The following is a 20,364-nucleotide window of genomic DNA, read 5'->3' as shown; positions in this document are numbered from 1 at the left end:
GTCGGCGGGTGAACCTGCCTGGCCTGCTGCTGCGATGGATGCTGCTTGTCGCCCTGGTGCTGAATGCACCGGCGCTCGCGCTTGCCTCGTCTTCGTACGGCGGGTCGGGCAACCAGGATCACTGCGCTGCACCGCACTCGGCCGCGATGGCGGCAGCCGGCTGCTGCGATGATGCGGCCCCGGCGGCCTGCCAGAGTGGTGAGTGTGAATGCCCGCCGGCCTGCCTTGGCATGCTGGCCATGTCGAGCGGTATGCCCGCCTCGCCGTGGCGCGAGGCGCCGGTAGCCGCCAGTACCCGGCAACGCGCACCGCCGCCGATGCCGGACCCGTTGCGGCCCCCTATCGCGTGATTCCCTGCAGGCCTCAAGCGCCTGCCGTAGCTGCTCGACTTTTCTCGACGCTGCCTGTGCCTTCGATGCGCGGGCGACGGGCCGCGTTGCCCGCCTCTGCAAAGGAATCACGCAATGAACCGTACTCTCTCCCTCGGCCTGCTGCTGGGTACCGTGTTGGCCACGACCGCCTGTGCACGTGCCGCTGAAGAATCCGCCGCCGCACCGATCGCCAGCGCAGCACCGGTGGCACCGATCCAGGCCAGCCCAGCCAAGGTCGATCCGGCCTTGCCGGTGGCCATCGTGCACAAGACCGCCAGCTGCGGCTGCTGTGGCATCTGGGTCGACCACCTGGAGGCCGCCGGCTTCCAGGTGGAGGTGCATGACACCGACGACATGAACCCGATCAAGGTTCGCCTGGGCGTGCCGGTCGGCAAGGCGTCCTGCCATACCGCCGAGATCGGCGGGTATGTGGTCGAGGGCCACGTTCCGGCCGAGGACATCAAGCGCCTGCTGGCCGAACGCCCGGCCGCGCGCGGGCTGGTGCTGCCCGGCATGCCGGCCGGTTCGCCGGGCATGGAAATGCCGGATGGCTACGTGCAGCCGTATACCGTCGAGCTGGTGCGCACCGACGGCAACACCGAGCCGTTCGCCCAGCACGGACAGGGTGGCTGATGGACGGCGGGTGCCGGTCGTTCTGACCGGCACTCTTCGACGCATCCTGTGTAGAGCCGAGCCCACGCTCGGCTGTGTTTGGCCGGCAAGCCGAGCATGGGCTCGGCTCTACGGGATCAGCGTGCTGCGGCCGTTTCCTTGGCCAACTGTGCGTCGAACTTCTTCTCGGCCGCATCCGCGTAGGCCTTGCAGTTCAGTGCCTTGTCGCTGGCCTTGCTGCCCGCGGCATAGTTCCAGTTGCTGGCGCCCGGATGCGGGGTCAGCAACAGGTCGCAGGGCAGGCCGCGCACCGTAGCGAAGCTGCGCCGGTAGTCCTCGACCAGGTGGGGATAGCGGGCGTTGCCCTGCAGCTGGTAGCCCGGCGCACTCAGGCTGTCGGCGTAGGCGATGCGCACCGGCTTGCCATCGCGGGTATCGGTCCAGGTCCAGGCGGTGCTGCCCGGGGTGTGCCCCGGCATGAAGTGTGCGGTGAACGCGATGCCACCCACCGTGACCACTTCGCCATCCATGATGATGCGGTCGGTGCTGGCCGGCGGAAAGGTGATGCTGTCGCCAAAGTGCAGGTCGTTGCTGCCGCCGCGCGCCAGCAGCACCGCTGATTCGGCGTTGGCTGCCACCATCGCACCGGTACGGCGCTTCAGTTCTGCCACCGGGCCCGCATGGTCGGCATGCGCATGGCTGAGCAGGATCAAGCGCAGGTCCTGCGGCGCCACGTCGCGCACCTTCATGTTGCTGATGAGGTGGCTGGCCATCTGCGGCATGCCGCCGTCGAGCAGCACCGCGCCGTCGGCGGTCTGCACCAGTAGCGCGGTCAGGTCCTCAGTGCCGATCTGCCAGGTATGGTCGGCGATCTGCAGCGGCGCCATCGGCTGCAGCCAGGATGGGTCTACGGTGTAGGCCTGCAGCTGTGGCAGCGGTGTGTCGGCGGCAGTGGCATCAAAGGCAAGTGTGGCAGTCAGGGCAAGGGTCGTCAGGCAACGGCGCATGGCGGAGAGGGGTCTGGATAGGGTCGGATGAAGCTAGCACGTACCCTGGACGGCCCGTTTCGCGAATAACTCATGGCTGCCATAAGGTTCGCCGCAGCCGATGCCGGGATTGTTCGCTTGCTCTGGACTGTGAATCCATCTCCACGGGCTGTTGCGCACAATCGGCCGGGGCTAGCCTGTTCCCAGGCTCAAGGAGGTGGACCATGCATGTGCTCATGGTGATGCTCGGCGGCGTGCTCCTGCTGGGCGTGTTCCTGCTGTTTGGCCGTCTCTGGAGCGTGGGCACCTCGCAGCTGCCCACGGCGCTGATCGCCTTCATCGCTACCTGGCTGCTGGTGGCCGTGGCCAACATGTGGGTGGGGGTCAGCAAGGCCGGTTACGCGGTACGCGAGGAGTTGCCGATCCTGTTGCTGGTGTTTGCCGCGCCGGCGTTGCTGGCCGGTTTCCTGTACTGGCGCCTGGCGCGCTGAAGGAGTTCCATGCGTACCCGACTGCGCTTGCCCGCGCTGCGCCACCGCGACGGCCACCATGCCCGCGTGACCTACGAAGAACTGTTCTTCGATCTGGTCTACGTATTCGCGGTCACCCAGCTCAGCCACCATCTGCTGCACCACCTGGACCTGGCCGGTGTACTGCAGACGCTGGTGCTGTGGTTCGCGGTCTGGCTCGGCTGGCAGTACGCGTGCTGGGTCAGCAACTGGTTCGACCCGGAGGTGCCGCGCATCCGCGGCCTGCTGTTCGCCACCATGCTGCTGGCGTTGTTGATGTCCTCGTCCATTCCCGAGGCGTTTGCCGATCGTGCGTGGATCTTCGCCGGGGCGTACGCCACGATGCAGGTCGGACGCACCGCGTTCGTGCTGCTGGAGGTCGGCCGGAGCCATCCGTTGGCACCGAACTTCCGCCGCATGCTGGCCTGGGTCAGCGTGTCGGCCTGCTTCTGGCTGGCCGGCGCGGCGGCCGAGGGCAACCTCCGCCTGGCATTGTGGGCGGTGGCGGTGGCCTGCGAATACATCTCGCCGATGTTCGGCTTCGCGTTCCCGGGCATGGGCCGTTCGCACACCCGCGACTGGACCATCGAGGGCGGACACCTGGCCGAACGCTGCCAGCTGTTCGTCATCGTCGCACTGGGCGAGACGTTGCTGGCAACCGGGGGCGTGCTCAGCGACGTCGAGCATTGGAGCCTGGAAGTGGTTTCAGCGGTGTTGGCCACCTTCGCCGGCACGATTGCCATGTGGTGGCTGTACTTCGGCATCTCCAGCCGCGATGCCACAGAGGCCATCACCCACGCCGAAGACCCCGGGCGGATGGGCGCCAACTTCCACTACGTGCATGCATTGCTGATCGCCGGCATCATCGCCACGGCGGTGGGCAATGATCTGGTCATGGGCCATCCGGGGGGGGCCGTCACCCCGGTTTACGTGACCGTGATGGTGGCAGGCCCGCTGATCTATCTGCTGGGCAGTGCCCTGTACAAGCGCGTGGTCTATGGGCACGCGCCGCGCTCGCATCTGCTGGGCGCGGTGGCGCTGCTTGTGCTGGGGCTGATGCTACCGCACGTGCATCTGCTGGCCGCCGGATGGCTGACCAGCCTGGTGCTGCTGGGCGTGGGGCTGCTGGATACGCGATTGAAGCGCCGCTTGCAGCGGGCGTGATCCGTTGGGTCCGCCCACTGCTTCAGCCTTCACGGAGCGCGAGCGCGGCGCAGTGCCTGAAGGTCGACGCTACCGCCTCCGGCCAACACGCGGATTGCTGGCAGGCGAGGTAAGCGCTGCGGCCATCACTGCAAGCTTGCCGATTGTGTTCATATTGCGGGCGGTGCCGTGCTGGGCATAGGGCACCCGCAAGCGCGAGTCGGCCATGCCGGCACCGTAGTGGATGAAGATCTCGCGCGTGCCGAGTGCGAGCTGTTCATCGCGCCGGCCGGTCACGCCGTCCAGCGGATCGGCAGGCAGGCTGCCGTCGAGGAACAGCGCGACCACACGGTTGCCGGCGGCCTGCGCAAACGGGTTGCGTGCCACCACGCCGGCGATCTCGTTGGCCGAGCGCACCAGCACGCCCAGCGGCTTGCCGGCGTACGCCTGCAGCCGTTGGGCGAGGGCCTCCCGTACGGTGGATTCATCAAACCCGCCGCGGAACACCACATTGCCGCTGGCGATGTAGGTGCGGACATCGGCGAAGCCTGCGTCCTCGCACATCGCCACCAGTTCGCGCATCGGCAGCTTGCCGGTGCCGCCGACGTTGACCGCGCGCAGCAGCGCGACGTGGACGTTCATGGCGTACCCGCCTGCAGGCGGTCGTACATGCGCACCAGGTCAACCAGGGTGCGTGCGCCCATCTTGCGCATCACCTGCGCACGGCGCACCTTCACCGTGATCTCGCTGACGCCCAGGTCGCCGGCGATCTGCTTGTTGAGGCGGCCGCGCACCACGCCATCGACCACCTCGCGCTCGCCGGCATTGAGGGTGTCCCAGCGCAGCTGCAGCGCGCCGAGTGCCTCGCCCTCACGGCGGCGCTGGCGGTCGATCTCGATGCCCTTGTGGATGGCGTCAAGCAGTTCCTGGTCACGGAAGGGCTTGGTGAGGAATTCGATGGCGCCGTCCTTGATCGCGTTGACGCCCATCGCGATGTCGCCGTGGCCGGTGATGAACACCACTGGCAGCTGCAGGCCGTGGCTGCCCATCGTGCGATGGAATTCAAGACCGCTCTGGCCGGGCATGCGCACGTCCAGCACGAGACATGCCGGTGCGTCTTCCAGCGCGTGTTCGAGGAAGGCCTGGGTGGAGGCGAAGGCCCGCACCTGCAGGCCCATCGAGGCCAGCAGGTCTTCCAGTGCCGCGCGCACCGACGGATCGTCGTCGACCACATAGACGATGGGTGCCCGATCGGGGTTGGCGGCAGTGGGCTTACGCATGGTGGGCGTCCGTGGCAATGGGCAGGTCGAACACAAAGCAGGCACCGCCGCCTGCCGGTCGTTCGGCACGGATCTGGCCGTCGTTGGCTTCGATCATCGAGCGGCTCAGGCTGAGACCCAGCCCCAGACCGTGCGACTTGGTGGTCCAGAAGGCATCGAAGACGCGTTCGGGATGATCGGCGGGCAGGCCGACACCGCGATCACGGACGCTGAGGCTGACCCGCTGGCCGTCGCGCCGGGTCAGCAGGGACAAGCGCCGGTCGGCGGTGGGCACGGTCTCCATCGCGTCCACCGCATTGAGGATCAGGTTGCCGATCACCTGCTGCACCTGCACGCGGTCGGCCTGCACCGGTGGCAGTTCGGCGTCCAGCAGCAGCGCCACGGCCACGCCATGCCGGTCCAGCTCGCTGCGCGACAGCGCCAGCATTTCCTCCACCGCCTGGTTCAGATCGAAGGCGCGTCGCTGCGGTGCCGCGCCCTGGGTCAGGCCGCGGATGCGGGCGATCACGTCGCCGGCGCGATGCGCATCGGCCAGGATGCGGGCCACGGTCTGCCGTGCCTTGTCCACGTTCGGTGGGTCCTGCGCGAGCCAGCGCTGGCAGGCTTCGGCGCTGCTGGCGATGGCCGCCAGCGGCTGGTTCACTTCATGCGCGATGGAGGTGGTGAGCTCGCCCACGGTGGAGGCGCGCGCTACCCGCAGCAGGCGGCCCTGTGCTTCCTGCACGGCGGCCTTGGCCGCTTCCATATTCAGCGCGAGGTAGGTGGTGATGCCGATCACCAGCATGCCGATGACCGAATTGACCAGGCCGATGCGGTAGGTGCCGAAGCGGGTCAGGAAGAAGCTCAGCCCGGTCAGCGCGATGCAGGCCAGGGCAAGCGTGATCAACCCGCGTGCGCCCAGCACGCGCGATGCGGCCAGGATGACCGCCGCGTAGAAGCAGGCGGCGGCAACCGCGTAATCGGTGACGGTGTCGATCAGGAAGATCGCCGCCATCACGACGATCAGGGCCAGCAGCACCAGTGGGCGGCGGGGCGACAGCGATGGCATCGGGACGGCTCCCTGGCGTGGGGTGAAAGGATAGCAAAGCCGCCATCGGTGGATGCCGGCCTTGGTCGGCACCGGTCAAAGCGATGCCTGGTAGTGCCGGCCGCTGGCCGGCATCTGCACGGTGCTTCCGGAGATCACGGGGTTGCCGGCCAGCGGCCGGCACTACCCCCAGCGGTGGGCATGCCGAGGCGATGCACGGGGCGTCCGGAGATCATGAGGTTGCCGGCCAGCGGCCGGCACTACTCCTCCAGGCTGGCGTTCCAGAACCCCTGCAGCACGCCGGGCGTGGTCGCCAGCGTCGCCAGTACCGCATCCAGTTCGCCGGCATCCACCGTGGTGGCATACAGCACCGCTTCGATTTCCACGTCGCGCTCGCCGAACGGGCGCTGGTCCACCGCGCGCACCGGGTACTGCGCCTGCTCAAGCAGCAGCAACAGCTGGTCCAGTACCTCGGCCTGCTGCTCGCGCTGGCAGACCACGTTGATCGCATAGGTTGCCTCGCTGAACGCTTCCGGCAGCGGCTGCCGCTGGATGCGGTTCACCACCGGCCGCAGCAGGGTGTTGGCGGCCAGCACGAACACCGCGGCGAGCACTGCTTCGGGCAGCAGCTTGATACCGGCACATGCTCCCACCGCCGCCGATCCCCACAGGGTGGCGGCGGTGTTCAGGCCGGACACCTGCGCGCCGTCCTTCATGATCGCGCCGGCACCAAGGAAGCCGACGCCGGAGATCACATAGGCCACCACATGCAGCGGTGACGGTGGACCGCCGTACAGGTCATGGAAGCGCACTGCCAGATCGACGAACACCGCCGCTCCCACCGCCACCAGCGTGTTGGTACGCAGGCCCGCGGTGCGTTGCCGCAGCTGGCGTTCCAGGCCGATGACCGTGCCCAGCACGAACGCCACTGACAGGCTGATCAGCGAGCTGAGCGTGGCACCGGCGTCGAACGCCGGCAGGTTCGGATTGATGTCCATTGTGTTTCTCCCTGGACAAAGCGGCGGGCGCTTACTGCCAGCCGTAACGACGGATGTAGAACCGCTTCAGCGCAGTGGTCAGCACCGCGTAGCCGAACAGGATCGCCACCAGGAACGGCCAGTAGCCGGCCGGCAGCGCCTGCAGCTTGAAGTAGCCGGCCAGCGGGCTCATCGGCAGGGCCACGCCAATGGCCATGATCAGGCCGGTCATCAGCAGCAGTGGCGGCGCGGCGATGCTCTGCAGGAACGGCACCTTCGGCGTGCGGATCATGTGCACGATCAGGGTCTGGGTCAGCAGGCCGACCACGAACCAGCCGGACTGGAACAGGCCCTGGTCGGCCGACGTGCGTGCATCGAACACGTACCACATCAACGCGAAGCAGGTCAGGTCGAAGATCGAGCTGATCGGCCCGAAGAACACCATGAAGCGGCCGATGTCCGCCGGGTTCCACTTCAGCGGCTTGCGCACCAGCTCCTCGTCCACGTTGTCGAACGGAATGGCGATCTGCGAGATGTCGTACAGCAGGTTCTGCACCAGCAGCTGCAGCGGCAGCATCGGCAGGAACGGCAGGAAGGCCGAGGCCACCAGCACCGAGAACACATTGCCGAAGTTGGAGCTGGCGGTCATGCGGATGTACTTCAGCATGTTGTTGAACGTGCGCCGGCCCTGGATGACGCCTTCCTCCAGCACCATCAGGTTCTTTTCCAGCAGGATGATGTCGGCAGCCTCCTTGGCGATGTCCACCGCGCTGTCCACGCTGATGCCGATATCGGCTGCGCGCAGCGCCGGTGCATCATTGATGCCGTCGCCGAGGAAGCCGACCACCTTGCCCTGAGCACGCAGCTCGCGCACCAGGCGCTCCTTGTGCAGCGGCGTCAGCCGGGCGAACACGCGATGGTGGTGCAGCGCCCGCGACAGCGCGCCGTCGTCCATGCGCTCGATCTGCGGCCCGGTCAGGATGGTGTCGGCGTCCAGCCCCACCTGCGCGCAGACACGCGCGGTCACCAGTTCGTTGTCGCCGGTGAAGACCTTGACCTCCACGCCATGCGCGGCAAGCGCCTGCAGCGCCTGCGCGGCCCATTCCTTCGGCGGGTCGAGGAACGCCACGTAGCCGATCAGGGTCAGGCTACATTCGTCGGCCTGCGAATAGGTGGTCTGGCTGGCCGCGGTCTCCTTCATCGCTACCGCAACCACGCGCAGGCCCTGTTCGTTCAGTTCCTCGGTGGTCTGCCTCACCCGCGCCAGGCGACGCTCGTCCAGCGGCATGTCCTGGCCGTTCTCACGCACGGTGCTGCAGACTGCCAGCATCTCTTCTACCGCCCCCTTGCAGATCAGCTCGTGGTGGTCCTCGCGCTCGGAGACCACCACCGACATGCGGCGGCGCTCGAAGTCGAACGGGATCTCATCCACCTTGTGGTAGTCCTGCGACAGCCGCAGCGAACTCTGCAGCTCCACGTGCTCCAGTACCGCACGGTCCAGCAGGTTGATCAGCCCGGTCTGGAAGTGGCTGTTGAGGTAAGCGAACTTCAGTACGTCTTCCGAATCGTGGCCGAACACATCGGTGTGGCGCTCCAGCGCGATCCTGTCCTGGGTGAGCGTGCCGGTCTTGTCGGTGCACAGCACTTCCATCGCGCCGAAGTTCTGGATGGCGTCCAGGCGCTTGACGATCACCTTGCGCCGCGACAGCAGCACCGCGCCCTTGGCCAGGGTGGAAGTGACGATCATCGGCAGCATTTCCGGCGTCAGGCCCACCGCCACCGACAGCGCGAACAGGAACGCCTCGGTCCAGTCGCCCTTTGTCCAGCCGTTGATCAGCAGCACGAACGGCACCATCACCAGCGCGAAGCGGATCAGCAGCCAGCTGACACTGTTGACGCCGGCCTGGAATGCGGTGGGCGCACGGTCGGTGGCGGTGCTGCGCTGGGCCAGGGTGCCGAAGTAGGTGCGGTTACCGGTGGCCAGCACAATGGCGGTGGCCGTACCGGACACCACGTTGGTACCCATGAACAGCAGGTTGTGCTGTTCCAGCAGGCCGGCCAGGCCATCGCCCGGGTGCGCGAATTTCTCCACCGGCAGCGACTCGCCGGTCATCGCCGCCTGCGCCACGAACAGGTCCTTGGCGTTCAGCACGCGGCAATCGGCCGGAATCATGTCGCCTGCCGACAGCACGATGTGGTCGCCGGGCACCAGTTCACGGATCGGCAGGTCCAGCAGGCGTGCAGGGCGACGGCTGTGCAGGCGCGCGCCGAAGTACTGGTCTGCCACATCCGCAGCCTCGGTGCCGGGATTGCGGCGCAGCACGCGCGCAGTGTTGCCGACCAGTGCCTTCAGCCGCTCGGCCGCTCGGTTCGAACGACCCTCCTGCACGAAGCGGATCAGCGTGGACAGCAGCACCATCGCACCGATGACGATCGTCGCCTTGATGTCCTCGGTCAGCCAGGATACCGCCGCCAGCACGGTCAGCAGCAGGTTGAACGGATTGCGGTAGCACTGCCACAGGTGCCGCCACCACGGCAGCGGCTTCTCGTGATCCACCTCGTTGGGCCCGAGCGTGGCCAGGCGCTCCCCGGCCTCGTGCGGGCTGAGACCATCGGCATGCGAGCCCAGCGTGGCCAGGAGCTGGGTTTCATTCTGCTGGGCGAGGGTAACCAGGCCGGTGGTGAGCGCGAATGGCGCCGCTTCGGTGCTGCCCGGGCCGAACCCGGCTTCGGGCATCGCACGGCGGCGGAACAGGTTGCCTGCGCGGCGGCTGCGCAGGAAGGCGTTGAACCAGGCGTTGAGCAGGCTCATGGGACGCTCCTCGAATGTCAGAGCCGGCCGCAGCCGGAACACGAACGGAATGGGTGACACAGATCAGGCGTGGCGCATCGCCAGCACCGCCGGTGACCATGGCTGCATGTGCAGCCGCTGGCTGCCACCGATGCACAGCGGCTTCATCGCATCGCGCAGGGGATAGGGCAGATGACGCAGCACAGTGATGCGCTCGCTGATCGGCAGCAGCGACAAGGCGTCGGCCACCACGCGCGGCGAACCGAGCGACAGCGAACGGGCAAACATGACCGGGCCGTATTGCAGCAGCTGGCTGCGCAGGGCGGCAACATCGCGCTCGCCGATCAGGCGGCGCAGGGTGATGTAGAGGATCTTGTAGGACATGGGGGCGATCTCCAGGCAGGCGGCGCCTGGCGGTCCCCCGTCACTCAGGCAGGCAGGGACCGGCGGGCAGGCGCCAGGAACAGGCAACAGGCGGTGATCCGGGGTGCGGCGCACCCGGCAGGGTCGGGGTCCATCTGCGTCTCCATGAGGGAAAGTTGGCAGCCAGGGTTGCCCTGGCCATTGGTGCTATTGTCCGCCCCTGAATGGGACAGGCCTAGAGACTCGTGGGTTAGCCCGGCTATACCTTGGTATAGCCGGGCATGCACAGCGCCAATCGAGGGTTCAGTGATGGATCAATGCGAAGCGCTGGTCTGCTTGCACACGTCGTACTCGCCACGGGTCAACGTCTTGTCACGGTCGGTATCGCAGGCATGCAGCCGTTCGGCCCAGTCCGGTGCTACCGCATCGACTTCCGCCAGGGTGACGATGCCGTCCTTGTCCTTGTCCAGCGATTCGTAGGCAGGGATGAGCCTTACTTCTGTCACGTCCTCGGCGGCGGTGGCCTTGCTGGCCTCCTGGGGATTGGAACAGGCGCCCAGCAGCAGGCCCGCAGATAGCGAGAGAGCGATGGGAAGGCAGCGATAACCGGTCATGGCGTGCTCCTGGGGAAAGGGCGAACCACCGGTGCGGTGGTCACCGCCGGATCTTCTGCGCGGAGCTGTAAGCGGGCTGCGAAGAATGGGGCCGTGGACCGTTGCCGGTGGGTCGCCATTCACCTGGCCGCGCAGCAGCGATTGCGCGGAGTCGAAGCTACCCTCGAACGGTGGGATGCCGGCCATCGACCGGCACTCCCGTCTGCTTCAGAAGCGGTCGGCAAAGGCGTCCGTGGCCCGCACCAGCGCATCCACCGTGGCCGGCTCGTTCGCGCTGTGGCCGGAGGTCACCATCTCCAGCCGGGCTTCCGGCCAGGCCTTGGCCAGATCCCACGCACTGCGCGGCGGGCAGATGATGTCGTAGCGCCCCTGCACGATCACGCAGGGCAGGTGGCGGATGCGATCGATATCGCGCAGCAGCTGGTCCGGCTCCAGGAAGATGCTGTTGCGGAAGTAATGCGCTTCAATGCGGGCCTTTGCCAATGTGTCCAGCGGGTCGTCGGTGGATTGCGCATCCACGTCGTGCTGCAGGGTGGCCGCGTTGTCCTCCCAGCCCAGCCAGGCCTGCGCGGCTTCGATCCGGGTCGCCACATCCGGGCTGTCCATGCGGCTCCAGTAGGCTGCGATCATGTCGCCGCGCTCGGCTTCCGGAATGTAGGCCTCATAGCGGTCCCAGCGCTCCGGGAAGATCCAGCGCGCACCGCCGTTGGCTTCGGCGAACCAGCGGTTTTCCATTTCGCGGCCGAGGAATACGCCGCGCACGATCAGGCCGGTGGCGCGCTCGGGATGCGCCTGTGCGTAGGCCAGTGACAGGGTCGACCCCCAGGAGCCGCCATAGACCAGCCAACGCTCGATGCCCAGGTGCTCACGCACCTTCTCGATGTCGGCCACCAGGTCCTGCGTGGTGTTGTCGCGCAGCTCGCCGAACGGTGTGGAGCGGCCGCTGCCACGCTGGTCGATCAACACAATGCGGTAGCGTGCCGGATCGAAGAAACGGCGATGGGTGGGTGAAATGCCCGCGCCTGGGCCGCCGTGCAGGTACACCACCGGAATGCCGTCCGGTGTGCCGCACTCTTCGACATGCAGCGTGTGCAGATCGCTCACCGGCAGGGTGAACTCGCGGTAGGGTTCGATGGCGGGGTACAGGGTACGCATGGCAGGTGTCTCACAAGCTGGGGCGGCCAGCATAGCGCCGCCACCTGCGGGCTGCAGCGACGGGCTCCTGCGCGGCGCTGGAAATGGGTTGGCCGATGCGCATAAGCTTCCGCGATGCAAGCGACCACGACCGGGACGTCAACCTTCAACTTCACCCTCTGCAGCGGCGCGCGCGAGCTGCTGAAGTGGATCGCACTGCTGGCCATGACCGGTGATCACGTGGCCAAGGTGGTCTTTGGCGGCTACGTACCGGTGGTCAGCGAACTGGGGCGCATTGCCTTCCCGCTGTTCGCGCTGGTGATGGCCTGCAACCTGGCCCAGCCCGGGGCCGACCTGCGCAAATCGATACGCCGGCTCGCGTTGTGGGGGCTGATCGCGCAGCCATTGCACGCATTCGCGTTTGGTTCCTGGCTGCCGCTCAACATCCTGCTGACCTTTGCCCTGGCTGCGGTGGCCATTCATGCGCTGGCGAACCATCGGCCCGTTCTGCTGTTGCTGGCTGCCGGCGTGCTGCCGATGTTTGTGGATTACCAGTGGGCGGGTGTCGGCTGCGTGCTGCTGGGATGGATCGCGTTCCGGCATCGCGCGTGGTGGCTGCTGCTGGTCGGGCTCGCAGCGGTGTGCTGGGCGAACCACAACGGCTGGGCATTGCTGGCCGTACCGGTGGTGCTGCTGGCCGCGCGGGTGACATGGCCACTGCCGCGCTGGCGGTGGGCGTTCTATCTCTACTACGTCGGGCACCTGGCGGTGCTTGCTGCGTACGTGCTGCTGCGCGCCTGATTCGTCGCTGCAGGGTGGCGGCTATCGTCCCTGTCCGATGGAACGTGCTCGATCCTGCTTCCACGATGCGGTTTCCGGCCGCGTCTGCGGTCGCGCAACCACGCAAAGGAGCACTCCATGAGCATTGAACAGATCCTGTACACCGCCCAGGCCACCGCCGTCGGTGGTCGCGAGGGCCACGCCACCTCATCGGACAGGATGCTCGATATCGCGCTGTCCACGCCGGCAGAACTGGGTGGGACTGGCGGGACGGGCACCAACCCGGAGCAGTTGTTCGCCGCAGGTTACTCGGCGTGTTTCCTCGGCGCGCTGCGCCATGTCGCTGGCCACGAGGGCGTGAGCATCCCCGACAATGCTTCGGTTACCGGTCGCGTTGGCATCGGCCCGGTCAGCACCGGCTTCGCCATCGACGTCGCGCTGACCATCTCGCTGCCGGGCGTCGACAGCGAGCAGGCACGCGATCTGGTCAGCAAGGCCCACGTGGTATGCCCGTACTCGCATGCCACCCGCAACAACATCAACGTCGCGCTCATCGTAGCCTGAGCCAACCGCCGCAGCGGGACGCGCCCGCTGCGGCCTTCGGGTTTACCCCGGCGCCATCCAGTCCAGTGGTGATGCTGCGAGAAATGCCTGCACTGTGCTGTACAGCGCGTCCGACTGCGCAGCGCTCCCATCCAGCCGGAACTCACCCAGCACGTGCAGGGTGCCGGCGCCGTCGTCATCGTTGCGATGCCCGGCAAGCAGCACCGGCACACGCGCCAGTCGCGCAAGCCGCAACGGTGCGGTGTGACGATGGCCCGGCAGCGCGGAACGTACCATCAGCAGCGGATCCAGCAGCGCGATGATCGTGGCGCCACGTTGCAGCTGCCGCCAGCCCTGGCCGGGCATGGACGATGATCCGATGTCCAGGCGATGGCCCTGGCCCTGCAGTGCCGCCAGGATTCGATGCTCGGCCGACCCTGGAGCGTGCGGGCTGCGGATGAAATAGTGCGCAGGCGCACCGGGTCGATCCAGTACCGCTGCGATGGCCAGCTCCACATCACCGGTGGGCAGCAGGCAGACGACACGGCGCCGGCCCGCGCCGGACGCCCAAAGTGCCTGAGGGTCCTTCCAGGCGATCAGGCGCGCATGCCGCTTCACCGCGTGGAAGGGGAGTGTGCGCAGGTGGCGCAGGCGCATTCGTCGCAGCCACGCGTGCGCCAGCACGATGCTGCCCAGCCTGCTCGCCGTGCCGGCGGGCAGGCCGAGCCGTTGCAGGGCGCTACAGGCGCTCTGGTAGCGACGGGGCTGCAGGCTGGGCCCCAGCGCAGCAGAAATGCGACAGGCGACGCGCCGTTGTTGCGACGGTGACAGCAGGCGCGCGGCGAAGCCGCCCAGGCGCAGGCTGGCCTGATCGAGTGCATGCCGGCTGAGCAGCCGCAGCAGCCACCAGCGTTCGCCCATGCGTCGTGCCCACATCGCGGTCTCTCCGTGTCCTGGGGTTCGGGACGGACAGGGTCGCGGCGGGTGGGACGGGCAGAAACCGGACAAGTACGAATTGTGAGGGGTGTGAAGATTTGGGCGGAATACGACACATCAAGCGTCGAATTTGGACATCGTCCTACATCGATAGGGGGGGCGCGACTGCATGCTGAGCGTCCCCGATCTGTCTGCGAGCCTCCAACGCCGCCTCCTGCCATGCCGTCGTCCCCTACCACCGTCGCAGCGTCCCCGTACCGCCTGCACGCCCGTGCAGGTGCGGGGCCGGCTGATGGCGGCGAGCTGCAGGCACTGCGACGCTACCCACGTCGGCTGATGCTGGCGTGCGGGGCGGTACTCAGCCTGCTCTCGATCAGCGTGCTGATCACCCTCATCGTGGTCCAGGTGAACGCCTACGAGGCCCGTCGCATCGCCGATTTCCGCCGTGCTCACAATGCATTGCAGATCCAGCTGGCGCGGCAGGATGCCAGCTACGCCCGCCTGGCCAACATGGCCGAGTACGCCTGGGGCCACGACGCGCGATTGGGCCAGGCCAGTTCCGATGCGATGTACCAGGCGTATCTGCAGGGCGGCCAGCGGCTGCTGGTGGTGGCCGACGACAGCAGCCGGCCGCAGATGGCGCTGGGCCTGCAGACACTGCAGTGGCAGCCGCAGGAGCTGAAGCGTTACCTGCAGCTGAGTGCCGCCGTCTCGTTGATCCAGCGCCTGACCCGCACCTCCGATGAAGGCGAGCCGGTGGGGGCTTCGTACTTCTTCGACCCCAGCGGACAGTACCTGTCGCTGGACAACGGCCTGACCGAGCGCAGCCTGGCGGACGCGCTGGGCATGCGCTCGCGCGAGGAGATCTTCGAGCACCTGCGGGCTCCTGCGCAGCTGCTGGCCCCCGCCTCGCTGCATGACCAGGTGCCGCTGCTGGAGAGCCTGGCACGCAGCGACGCACCGCAGCGCACCTTCGGCCGCCATCCGATCACCGGCCAAGCCTCGCTGGTGTCAGTGTTCCAGGCCAGTGCCGGCGACGCCCCCATTGCCACGTTCGTCGCGTACGAGCCCTTGGCCCGCTTGCAGGACCTGCTTCGCCGCAACAGCCAGGGCCACCTGATGTTGCTGGACCGTGACGGCCTGCGCGTGCTCTCCAGCCACGAGGATGCACGTGATGTCAGCGGCGCCGACGCCGACTGGGTTCTGCTCGGCAATGCCACCCGCGCACGCTTCCACAACGGGCGCTTCACCCTGGCGCTGGCGGTGAATGGCACGCCCTGGACGCTGGTGGAAACCTACCGCTGGCGCGACATCCTGCGCGGCATAGCGCCGATGCTGCTGTCGGGCGGCGCCTCGCTGATCGCCGCGCTGGCCGTGCTGTGGATCTTCCTGCTGTGGCTGCACAAGCGCATGTACATGCCGGCGCTGCGCCAGGTCAAGGCGATCTACGCGCGCGACCAGCGCCTGCGCCTGCTGCTGGACTATGTTCCAGTCGGGGTTGCGCTGCTGGATGCCCGCAGTGGTGAGGTACAGGACCTCAACAGTCCCCTGCAGCGGATGGACCGCGCCAGCGGTGGCCGCTTGATTCCACAGCTGCGCGCCGCGGTCGAACAGGCTGATCTGGCCGATGGCCCGGTCATCCTCGGCGGCGAGCTGCCGCTGGCCAGCGATCCGCAGCAGCGACTGTTCCACCGTACTCACGTCCACTGCGGCGGGCACGCGTGGCCGGGAGGCGTGCTGCTGATGGTGGAAGACATCAGCGACGACATGCGCGCCCTGCTGGCCGAGCAGGAACTGACCGCTGCCGCAGAATCGTGCAGCCGCGCCAAATCGCATTTCGTGGCGGCGATGAGCCATGAGATCCGCACGCCGCTGCACGGTATCATCGGCCACCTGGAACTGCTGGCGCGCGCGCCCCTGCCCGCAGAGTCGATGGAACGGGTGCTGCGCCTGCGCCAGTCCGCCGATTCACTCATGGACATCATCACCGACGTGCTGGACCTGTCGCGCATCGAGTCCGGCCAGTGGACACTGACGCCCGAACGCTTCTCGCCTGCGGCGATGCTTGAACGGGTGGCGCTGCTGTTCGCACCGATGGCCAATGCCAAGGGCCTGCAGCTCGATTGCGTGGTGGGTGCCAACGTGCCGGAAGGCGCGGTGGCGCCGATGGCGGCGATCGAGCGGGTGTTGCGCAACCTGGCCAGCAACGCGTTGAAGTTCACTGCGTCCGGGCGCGTGCAGCTGGGCGTAACCTGCCGTCGCGAGGACGCGCTGGCGTGGCTGCGCTTCGAGGCGACCGACTCCGGCATCGGCCTGAGCCAGGCGGAGTGCGATCGGCTGTTCAAGCCGTTCGTGCAGGCCGACACCACCATCCTGTCGCGGTTTGGTGGTTCGGGCCTGGGGTTGGCACTGTGCCAGCAGCTCTGCGAGCGCATGGGCGGCCGCATATGGGTGGAAAGCACCCCCGGGGTCGGCAGCCGTTTCGTGTTCGAAACCCCGCTGGCGACCTCGGTCACACAGGCGGCGGCGGTGCCCCTGGCGGGCCGGGTGGTGGGCCTGCTGGCTGCGGCCGGCCCGTGGCGCGCGGAACTTGAACGGCGCATCCGCGGTTGGGGAGCCCAGGTCGTCACTCCGCAGCTGCTGGCGACGGCGCCGTGGCTGGATATTCCCGATGGGGCGGTGGTGGTGATGTTTGAGCCTGCTCCAAGCGAGTGGGAGGGCGTGCAGCGCTCCGGCCGTGCGTGGGTCCGGGTCTGCCGTGAAGGCCCGCTGCGTCCGCAGTGGCAAGGGGAGGGGCAGGTGGTGTCCTGCTATGCCAGCGAATCGCTGTATCAGGCTCTGGTTCAAAGCGAGCCAGAACCGCCAGTGAATGTCGCAATCGGATAAATTGCATGGGCACCCACGTCAGGATCAATGTCATGGCAGGTTCCGGAACCGCGCCCACCGCAGGAAGCTCGGCTGCCGCAGCGCGCCTGGACGACCTGCGCCGCCTGCGCAAGCGCCTCCTCATCGGCGGCGGCGCCCTGATCACCGTGCTGGTGTTGCTGGCGGCCATCGTCAGCTCCATCGCCGACGTGGAAGAGTTCCATGGCCGTGAACGGCAGTCGTTCATGGAAGCGCGGGCTGCGATGGACTACTTCCTGTTCCAGCGTGACCGCGCGTATGCCACGGTGGTCAACGGCAACGACGTGCTCTGGCGCGACCAGCGGGCGGTCCTGCAGCACGCCGGCGGACCGTTGGCCGAGCGCTTCCAGGCGCAGGACCAGAAGCTCCTGGTGCGCGCCGAAGGCCGCACGGCGGTGCCGTGGCTGGTGCTCGGCCTACGCGACAATCCGCTGCCGGCGGATGAGCTCAGCGCCTATCTGGGCATGATCGAGATCTATTCGGCCTACACCGCCGATTCGATCACCTCGCAGGAGGCTCCCGGCGCGGTGATGGTCTACGCCTACGAGCCACAGGGGCGGTTGCTGGCCGTGTCCAACGTGCGTGATGAGGCGCAGCTGCTGCAGACGCTTGGGGTTGCGACGCGGCAACAGGCCTTCGCACGGCTGTTGCGCGACGAGCCCGATGTACGGCGGTTGGCAGCGCGCCCCGGCCCGATCCGCTCGGCGTCGCGTGAAGGACGCCTGCGCTCGCATTTCGCCGTCAATCCGTTCAATGGCCAGGCATCCCTGGTGGGAACCGTGACCATGGCCGAAGGCACCACGCCGTACTTCAGGCGGGTCGTGTTCGAGTCCATCGATACCATCCGTGCACGCCTGGAAGCGCGCGAGGAGGGCCGCTACCTGGTGGCCACCGGCGATCATCGCGTGGTGCTCAGCAGTGGTGGGCTCACCGCTGACGAGCAGGCGCTGGCACTGGCTGCCGTCGCCAGCGGGCTGGGCACCAAGCCAGTGCGCCACTACGGGAACGGCCGTTTCATCCTGGCCTGCGCGCTGCCCGGCGTGGACTGGACGCTCAGCCACGTCTATGACTGGTCCGACATCTGGCAGGCGCAGGGCAACTATCTGCTGGTACGCTGGATCAGCGCGCTGTTGATCATCGTCCTGCTGTGGTGGTTGCTGCGCCGCATCGACCGGCGGGTGTTTGCGCCGGCGCTGGCCGATGCGTCGCGTGTCTACGAAAGCGAGGCCCTCAGCCGCGCCATCATCGGTACTGCACCGATTGGGCTGGCGCTGCTTGCCCGCGACAATGGCCGCCCACTGCTTGAGAACGAAACCGCGCGGCAACTGGTGCGGGCCGTTGAGGAGGATGATGCCGAGGAAGATGAAGTGCCGCCGTTGTACGCGCGCCTGGCCGAAGCCGGGCGGGGCGTGCAGGGTGACGAATCATTGGACCTTCATTGGTCGGCCGAAGAAGGCAATGCCACCCAGCTGCAGATCAGCCTGGCGCTGGCCAGGTACCACGACCAGGCGGTGTGGGTGTGTGCACTGCGCGATGTCACCGCGCAGGTCGAGCTGGAAGAAAACCTGCGCCGCGCGCGCGAGGACTCCGAGACCGCGCGGCAGTCCGCCGAAGCCGCCACCCGGGCCAAGTCGGCCTTCGTGGCCACCATGAGCCACGAGATCCGCACCCCGCTCAACGGCGTGCTGGGCCATCTGGAGCTGCTCGGCCGGTCGCCGCTGCAGCCGAGCCAGCGCGAGCGACTGGACCGCATCCGGTTCTCCGCAGACGCGCTGATGCGGATCATCAGCGACGTGCTGGATTTCTCCAAGATCGAGGCCGGGCAGCTGGATGTCGAGCTGGCCCCGTTCCCGCTGCGGCCGCTGATCGAGAGCGTGGCCCTGCTGTACGCACCCGATGCGCTGCGCAAGGGTGTGCGCCTGTACTTCGCGGTTGAAGCACCGGCCGGCCAGGACTGCATCGGCGATGTGCACCGGCTGCGCCAGATACTCAACAACCTGGTCAGCAACGCGGTGAAGTTCACCGCTTCTGGCCGTATCCTGCTGCGTGCGGAGCTGCTGATCAACGGCAGCGCATCGCAGCTCCGGGTGCAGGTGGTCGATTCCGGCATCGGCATGACCGCCGAACAGGCCGAGCAGTTGTTCCAGCCTTTCCAGCAGGCCGATGCCAGCGTCTCGCGCCGCTACGGCGGAAGTGGCCTGGGCCTGGCCCTGTGCCAGCAGTTGGCGCACGCCATGGGCGGCCAGGTGTCGGTGCAGAGCACGGTGGGCGTGGGCAGCAGTTTCACCCTGTGGCTGCCGGTGCGCACGCAGGCGACGACGACGGCGCGGCCGCAGCCACTGCGTGGGCGTCGGATCACCGTACTGTCGTCGTCACCGGAATGGCGCGGCGAGTTCGAGCGCCTGTTGGTGCAGTGGGGTGCGGCTGTCAACGCGCTGGATCATCCACAGGCCGAAGCCGCTGGCGATGTGCTGCTGGTCATTGGCGATCACCGCCCGTGGGACCGCGAGGAGGAACGGCAGCTGGCTGCCGCCCATCGTCATGCGGTGCTGGCCTACGCACAGGGTCCGTTGAATCCCGAACTGCGCGGCGGCTATACCGAAGTCACCTGCTATGCCAGCGATGCGCTGTTGGCGGCGATCGGGGCCGACGAAGGCGCCGCGCCTGCGCCACAGGCGAACCCGGTGCCAGCGGTGAACGCACGTGGACGGGTGCTGCTGGTGGAGGACAACGCGGTGAACCGCGAACTGATCCAGCAGCAGCTGGAGGAGCTGGGCTTTGCCGTCGATGCCGCCGAGGACGGCCAGGCGGCCTTGGCGTTGTGGCAGGACGGCGTTTACCTGGCGGTGCTGACCGACATCAACATGCCGGTGATGGACGGCTACGCGCTGGCGCGTGAACTGCGCAGCCGTGGTCACTCGCTTCCGATCCTGGCCATCACCGCCACTGCGCTGGCCAGTGAGCGTGAGCGCTGCCTGGCGGCCGGCATCGACGACCTGCTGCTGAAACCCTTGAACCTGGACCGCCTGGAAGCCGGGCTGACCCGCGTGCGTGTGGATGCAACGCCCGCCATGGACGCGGCTCCGCCCGCAGCAACCGTGTCGCCCGCGATCCGCCGCATCTTCGTTGAAACCGGCGACAAGGACCTGCGTGCGATTGCACAGGCCCGTGCAGACGGCGACGCGCTGCGCCTGCTGGAGCGCGTGCATGCCTTCAAGGGCGCACTGCAGATGCTGGGCGAGAAGACGCTGGCCGAGCAGTGCGGCGTCATCGAACGTGCGTTGCGTGACGGCGAGACGGTCGATGCCGAAGCACTGGATGCCCTGCAGCACGCATTGCAGGTGCGCCTGGACCAGTACCGGCAGACGCTGGAGGCGGCCCCGTGATTCCCGCA

General features: G+C 67.5%; 18 protein-coding genes. 8 read left to right on the top strand and 10 right to left on the bottom strand.

Going from position 1 to position 20,364, the window contains the following annotated elements:
- Positions 1 to 8: 8 nt before the first annotated feature.
- A complete protein-coding gene (locus PEM_RS09200; RefSeq protein ID WP_095377611.1) occupies positions 9 to 350 on the top strand; it encodes a hypothetical protein in 342 nt (113 codons plus the stop codon).
- A 114-nt stretch (positions 351 to 464) separates the two neighbouring features.
- Entirely contained in the window at positions 465 to 1,004 is a 540-nt protein-coding gene (locus PEM_RS09195) for a DUF411 domain-containing protein (RefSeq protein WP_111129329.1), read from the top strand.
- Positions 1,005 to 1,120: 116 nt separating this feature from the next.
- Here the strand turns inward: PEM_RS09195 and blaL1 are convergent, their stop codons facing one another.
- Positions 1,121 to 1,990 carry a L1 family subclass B3 metallo-beta-lactamase gene (gene blaL1, locus PEM_RS09190; protein WP_111129328.1) on the bottom strand — a complete coding sequence of 290 codons (870 nt, stop codon included), beginning with the start codon at positions 1,988 to 1,990 and terminating at the stop codon, positions 1,121 to 1,123.
- 203 nt (positions 1,991 to 2,193) lie between these two features.
- On the opposite strand from blaL1, the gene PEM_RS09185 reads away from it, so the two are divergent.
- Complete coding sequence (locus PEM_RS09185; RefSeq protein ID WP_005416705.1) at positions 2,194 to 2,460, top strand: hypothetical protein; 267 nt, start codon at positions 2,194 to 2,196, stop codon at positions 2,458 to 2,460.
- A 9-nt stretch (positions 2,461 to 2,469) separates the two neighbouring features.
- On the top strand, positions 2,470 to 3,642 hold the full coding sequence (locus tag PEM_RS09180) for a low temperature requirement protein A (protein WP_111129326.1): 1,173 nt from the start codon (positions 2,470 to 2,472) through the stop codon (positions 3,640 to 3,642).
- Positions 3,643 to 3,711: 69 nt separating this feature from the next.
- Here PEM_RS09180 and PEM_RS09175 read toward each other — a convergent pair whose 3' ends face one another.
- From PEM_RS09175 to pip, 8 genes are all read right to left on the bottom strand, one after another.
- Positions 3,712 to 4,263: a DUF1697 domain-containing protein gene (locus tag PEM_RS09175; RefSeq protein WP_111129324.1), complete on the bottom strand. Its 552-nt coding sequence runs from the start codon at positions 4,261 to 4,263 to the stop codon at positions 3,712 to 3,714.
- Positions 4,260 to 4,901: a response regulator transcription factor gene (locus tag PEM_RS09170; protein ID WP_005416702.1), complete on the bottom strand. Its 642-nt coding sequence runs from the start codon at positions 4,899 to 4,901 to the stop codon at positions 4,260 to 4,262. Before PEM_RS09170 ends, PEM_RS09175 begins: the two co-directional genes overlap by 4 nt.
- A complete protein-coding gene (locus tag PEM_RS09165) occupies positions 4,894 to 5,949 on the bottom strand; it encodes an ATP-binding protein (RefSeq protein WP_111129322.1) in 1,056 nt (351 codons plus the stop codon). Before PEM_RS09165 ends, PEM_RS09170 begins: the two co-directional genes overlap by 8 nt.
- A 239-nt stretch (positions 5,950 to 6,188) precedes the next feature.
- The gene (locus tag PEM_RS09160) at positions 6,189 to 6,926 is read right to left on the bottom strand and encodes an MgtC/SapB family protein (protein WP_065177730.1); all 738 of its coding nucleotides are present in this window, start codon (positions 6,924 to 6,926) and stop codon (positions 6,189 to 6,191) included.
- Positions 6,927 to 6,957: 31 nt separating this feature from the next.
- A complete protein-coding gene (gene mgtA / locus PEM_RS09155) occupies positions 6,958 to 9,717 on the bottom strand; it encodes a magnesium-translocating P-type ATPase (protein ID WP_111129320.1) in 2,760 nt (919 codons plus the stop codon).
- Positions 9,718 to 9,780: 63 nt separating this feature from the next.
- Positions 9,781 to 10,080, bottom strand: coding sequence for a hypothetical protein (locus tag PEM_RS09150; RefSeq protein ID WP_005416698.1), 300 nt, complete (start codon positions 10,078 to 10,080; stop codon positions 9,781 to 9,783).
- A gap of 293 nt (positions 10,081 to 10,373) precedes the next feature.
- Entirely contained in the window at positions 10,374 to 10,673 is a 300-nt protein-coding gene (locus tag PEM_RS09145; protein WP_065177732.1) for a hypothetical protein, read from the bottom strand.
- A gap of 207 nt (positions 10,674 to 10,880) precedes the next feature.
- Complete coding sequence (gene pip / locus PEM_RS09140) at positions 10,881 to 11,828, bottom strand: prolyl aminopeptidase (protein WP_111129318.1); 948 nt, start codon at positions 11,826 to 11,828, stop codon at positions 10,881 to 10,883.
- Positions 11,829 to 11,942: 114 nt separating this feature from the next.
- Here pip and PEM_RS09135 point away from each other — a divergent pair, with 114 nt between their 5' ends.
- Both PEM_RS09135 and PEM_RS09130 read left to right on the top strand, forming a co-directional pair.
- Positions 11,943 to 12,608: a TraX family protein gene (locus PEM_RS09135; protein ID WP_111129316.1), complete on the top strand. Its 666-nt coding sequence runs from the start codon at positions 11,943 to 11,945 to the stop codon at positions 12,606 to 12,608.
- 117 nt (positions 12,609 to 12,725) lie between these two features.
- Complete coding sequence (locus PEM_RS09130) at positions 12,726 to 13,151, top strand: organic hydroperoxide resistance protein (RefSeq protein WP_005416694.1); 426 nt, start codon at positions 12,726 to 12,728, stop codon at positions 13,149 to 13,151.
- Positions 13,152 to 13,193: 42 nt separating this feature from the next.
- Here PEM_RS09130 and PEM_RS09125 read toward each other — a convergent pair whose 3' ends face one another.
- Positions 13,194 to 14,066, bottom strand: coding sequence for a hypothetical protein (locus PEM_RS09125; RefSeq protein ID WP_111129314.1), 873 nt, complete (start codon positions 14,064 to 14,066; stop codon positions 13,194 to 13,196).
- 219 nt (positions 14,067 to 14,285) lie between these two features.
- Here PEM_RS09125 and PEM_RS09120 point away from each other — a divergent pair, with 219 nt between their 5' ends.
- Together PEM_RS09120 and PEM_RS09115 are read left to right on the top strand one after the other, a co-directional pair.
- Positions 14,286 to 16,952, top strand: a complete 2,667-nt coding sequence (locus PEM_RS09120) for an ATP-binding protein (protein ID WP_111129312.1) — start codon at positions 14,286 to 14,288, stop codon at positions 16,950 to 16,952.
- Between the two features lie 32 nt (positions 16,953 to 16,984).
- The gene (locus PEM_RS09115; protein WP_111129309.1) at positions 16,985 to 20,356 is read left to right on the top strand and encodes a hybrid sensor histidine kinase/response regulator; all 3,372 of its coding nucleotides are present in this window, start codon (positions 16,985 to 16,987) and stop codon (positions 20,354 to 20,356) included.
- Positions 20,357 to 20,364 lie beyond the last annotated feature (8 nt).

The organism is Stenotrophomonas sp. Pemsol (genome assembly GCF_003586545.1).
Lineage (GTDB): Bacteria > Pseudomonadota > Gammaproteobacteria > Xanthomonadales > Xanthomonadaceae > Stenotrophomonas > Stenotrophomonas sepilia.
Note: the sequence above shows the minus strand (reverse complement) of the source record. Positions and strands in the feature narration are given on the sequence as shown.

Coding starts and splice junctions, on each gene's coding strand:
- PEM_RS09195 (WP_111129329.1), top strand. CDS start 465: ATGAACCGTACTCTCTCCCTCGGCCTGCTGCTGGGTACCGTGTTGGCC.
- blaL1 (WP_111129328.1), bottom strand. CDS start 1,990: ATGCGCCGTTGCCTGACGACCCTTGCCCTGACTGCCACACTTGCCTTT.
- PEM_RS09185 (WP_005416705.1), top strand. CDS start 2,194: ATGCATGTGCTCATGGTGATGCTCGGCGGCGTGCTCCTGCTGGGCGTG.
- PEM_RS09180 (WP_111129326.1), top strand. CDS start 2,470: ATGCGTACCCGACTGCGCTTGCCCGCGCTGCGCCACCGCGACGGCCAC.
- PEM_RS09175 (WP_111129324.1), bottom strand. CDS start 4,263: ATGAACGTCCACGTCGCGCTGCTGCGCGCGGTCAACGTCGGCGGCACC.
- PEM_RS09170 (WP_005416702.1), bottom strand. CDS start 4,901: ATGCGTAAGCCCACTGCCGCCAACCCCGATCGGGCACCCATCGTCTAT.
- PEM_RS09165 (WP_111129322.1), bottom strand. CDS start 5,949: ATGCCATCGCTGTCGCCCCGCCGCCCACTGGTGCTGCTGGCCCTGATC.
- PEM_RS09160 (WP_065177730.1), bottom strand. CDS start 6,926: ATGGACATCAATCCGAACCTGCCGGCGTTCGACGCCGGTGCCACGCTC.
- mgtA (WP_111129320.1), bottom strand. CDS start 9,717: ATGAGCCTGCTCAACGCCTGGTTCAACGCCTTCCTGCGCAGCCGCCGC.
- PEM_RS09150 (WP_005416698.1), bottom strand. CDS start 10,080: ATGTCCTACAAGATCCTCTACATCACCCTGCGCCGCCTGATCGGCGAG.
- PEM_RS09145 (WP_065177732.1), bottom strand. CDS start 10,673: ATGACCGGTTATCGCTGCCTTCCCATCGCTCTCTCGCTATCTGCGGGC.
- pip (WP_111129318.1), bottom strand. CDS start 11,828: ATGCGTACCCTGTACCCCGCCATCGAACCCTACCGCGAGTTCACCCTG.
- PEM_RS09135 (WP_111129316.1), top strand. CDS start 11,943: ATGCAAGCGACCACGACCGGGACGTCAACCTTCAACTTCACCCTCTGC.
- PEM_RS09130 (WP_005416694.1), top strand. CDS start 12,726: ATGAGCATTGAACAGATCCTGTACACCGCCCAGGCCACCGCCGTCGGT.
- PEM_RS09125 (WP_111129314.1), bottom strand. CDS start 14,066: ATGTGGGCACGACGCATGGGCGAACGCTGGTGGCTGCTGCGGCTGCTC.
- PEM_RS09120 (WP_111129312.1), top strand. CDS start 14,286: ATGCCGTCGTCCCCTACCACCGTCGCAGCGTCCCCGTACCGCCTGCAC.
- PEM_RS09115 (WP_111129309.1), top strand. CDS start 16,985: ATGGCAGGTTCCGGAACCGCGCCCACCGCAGGAAGCTCGGCTGCCGCA.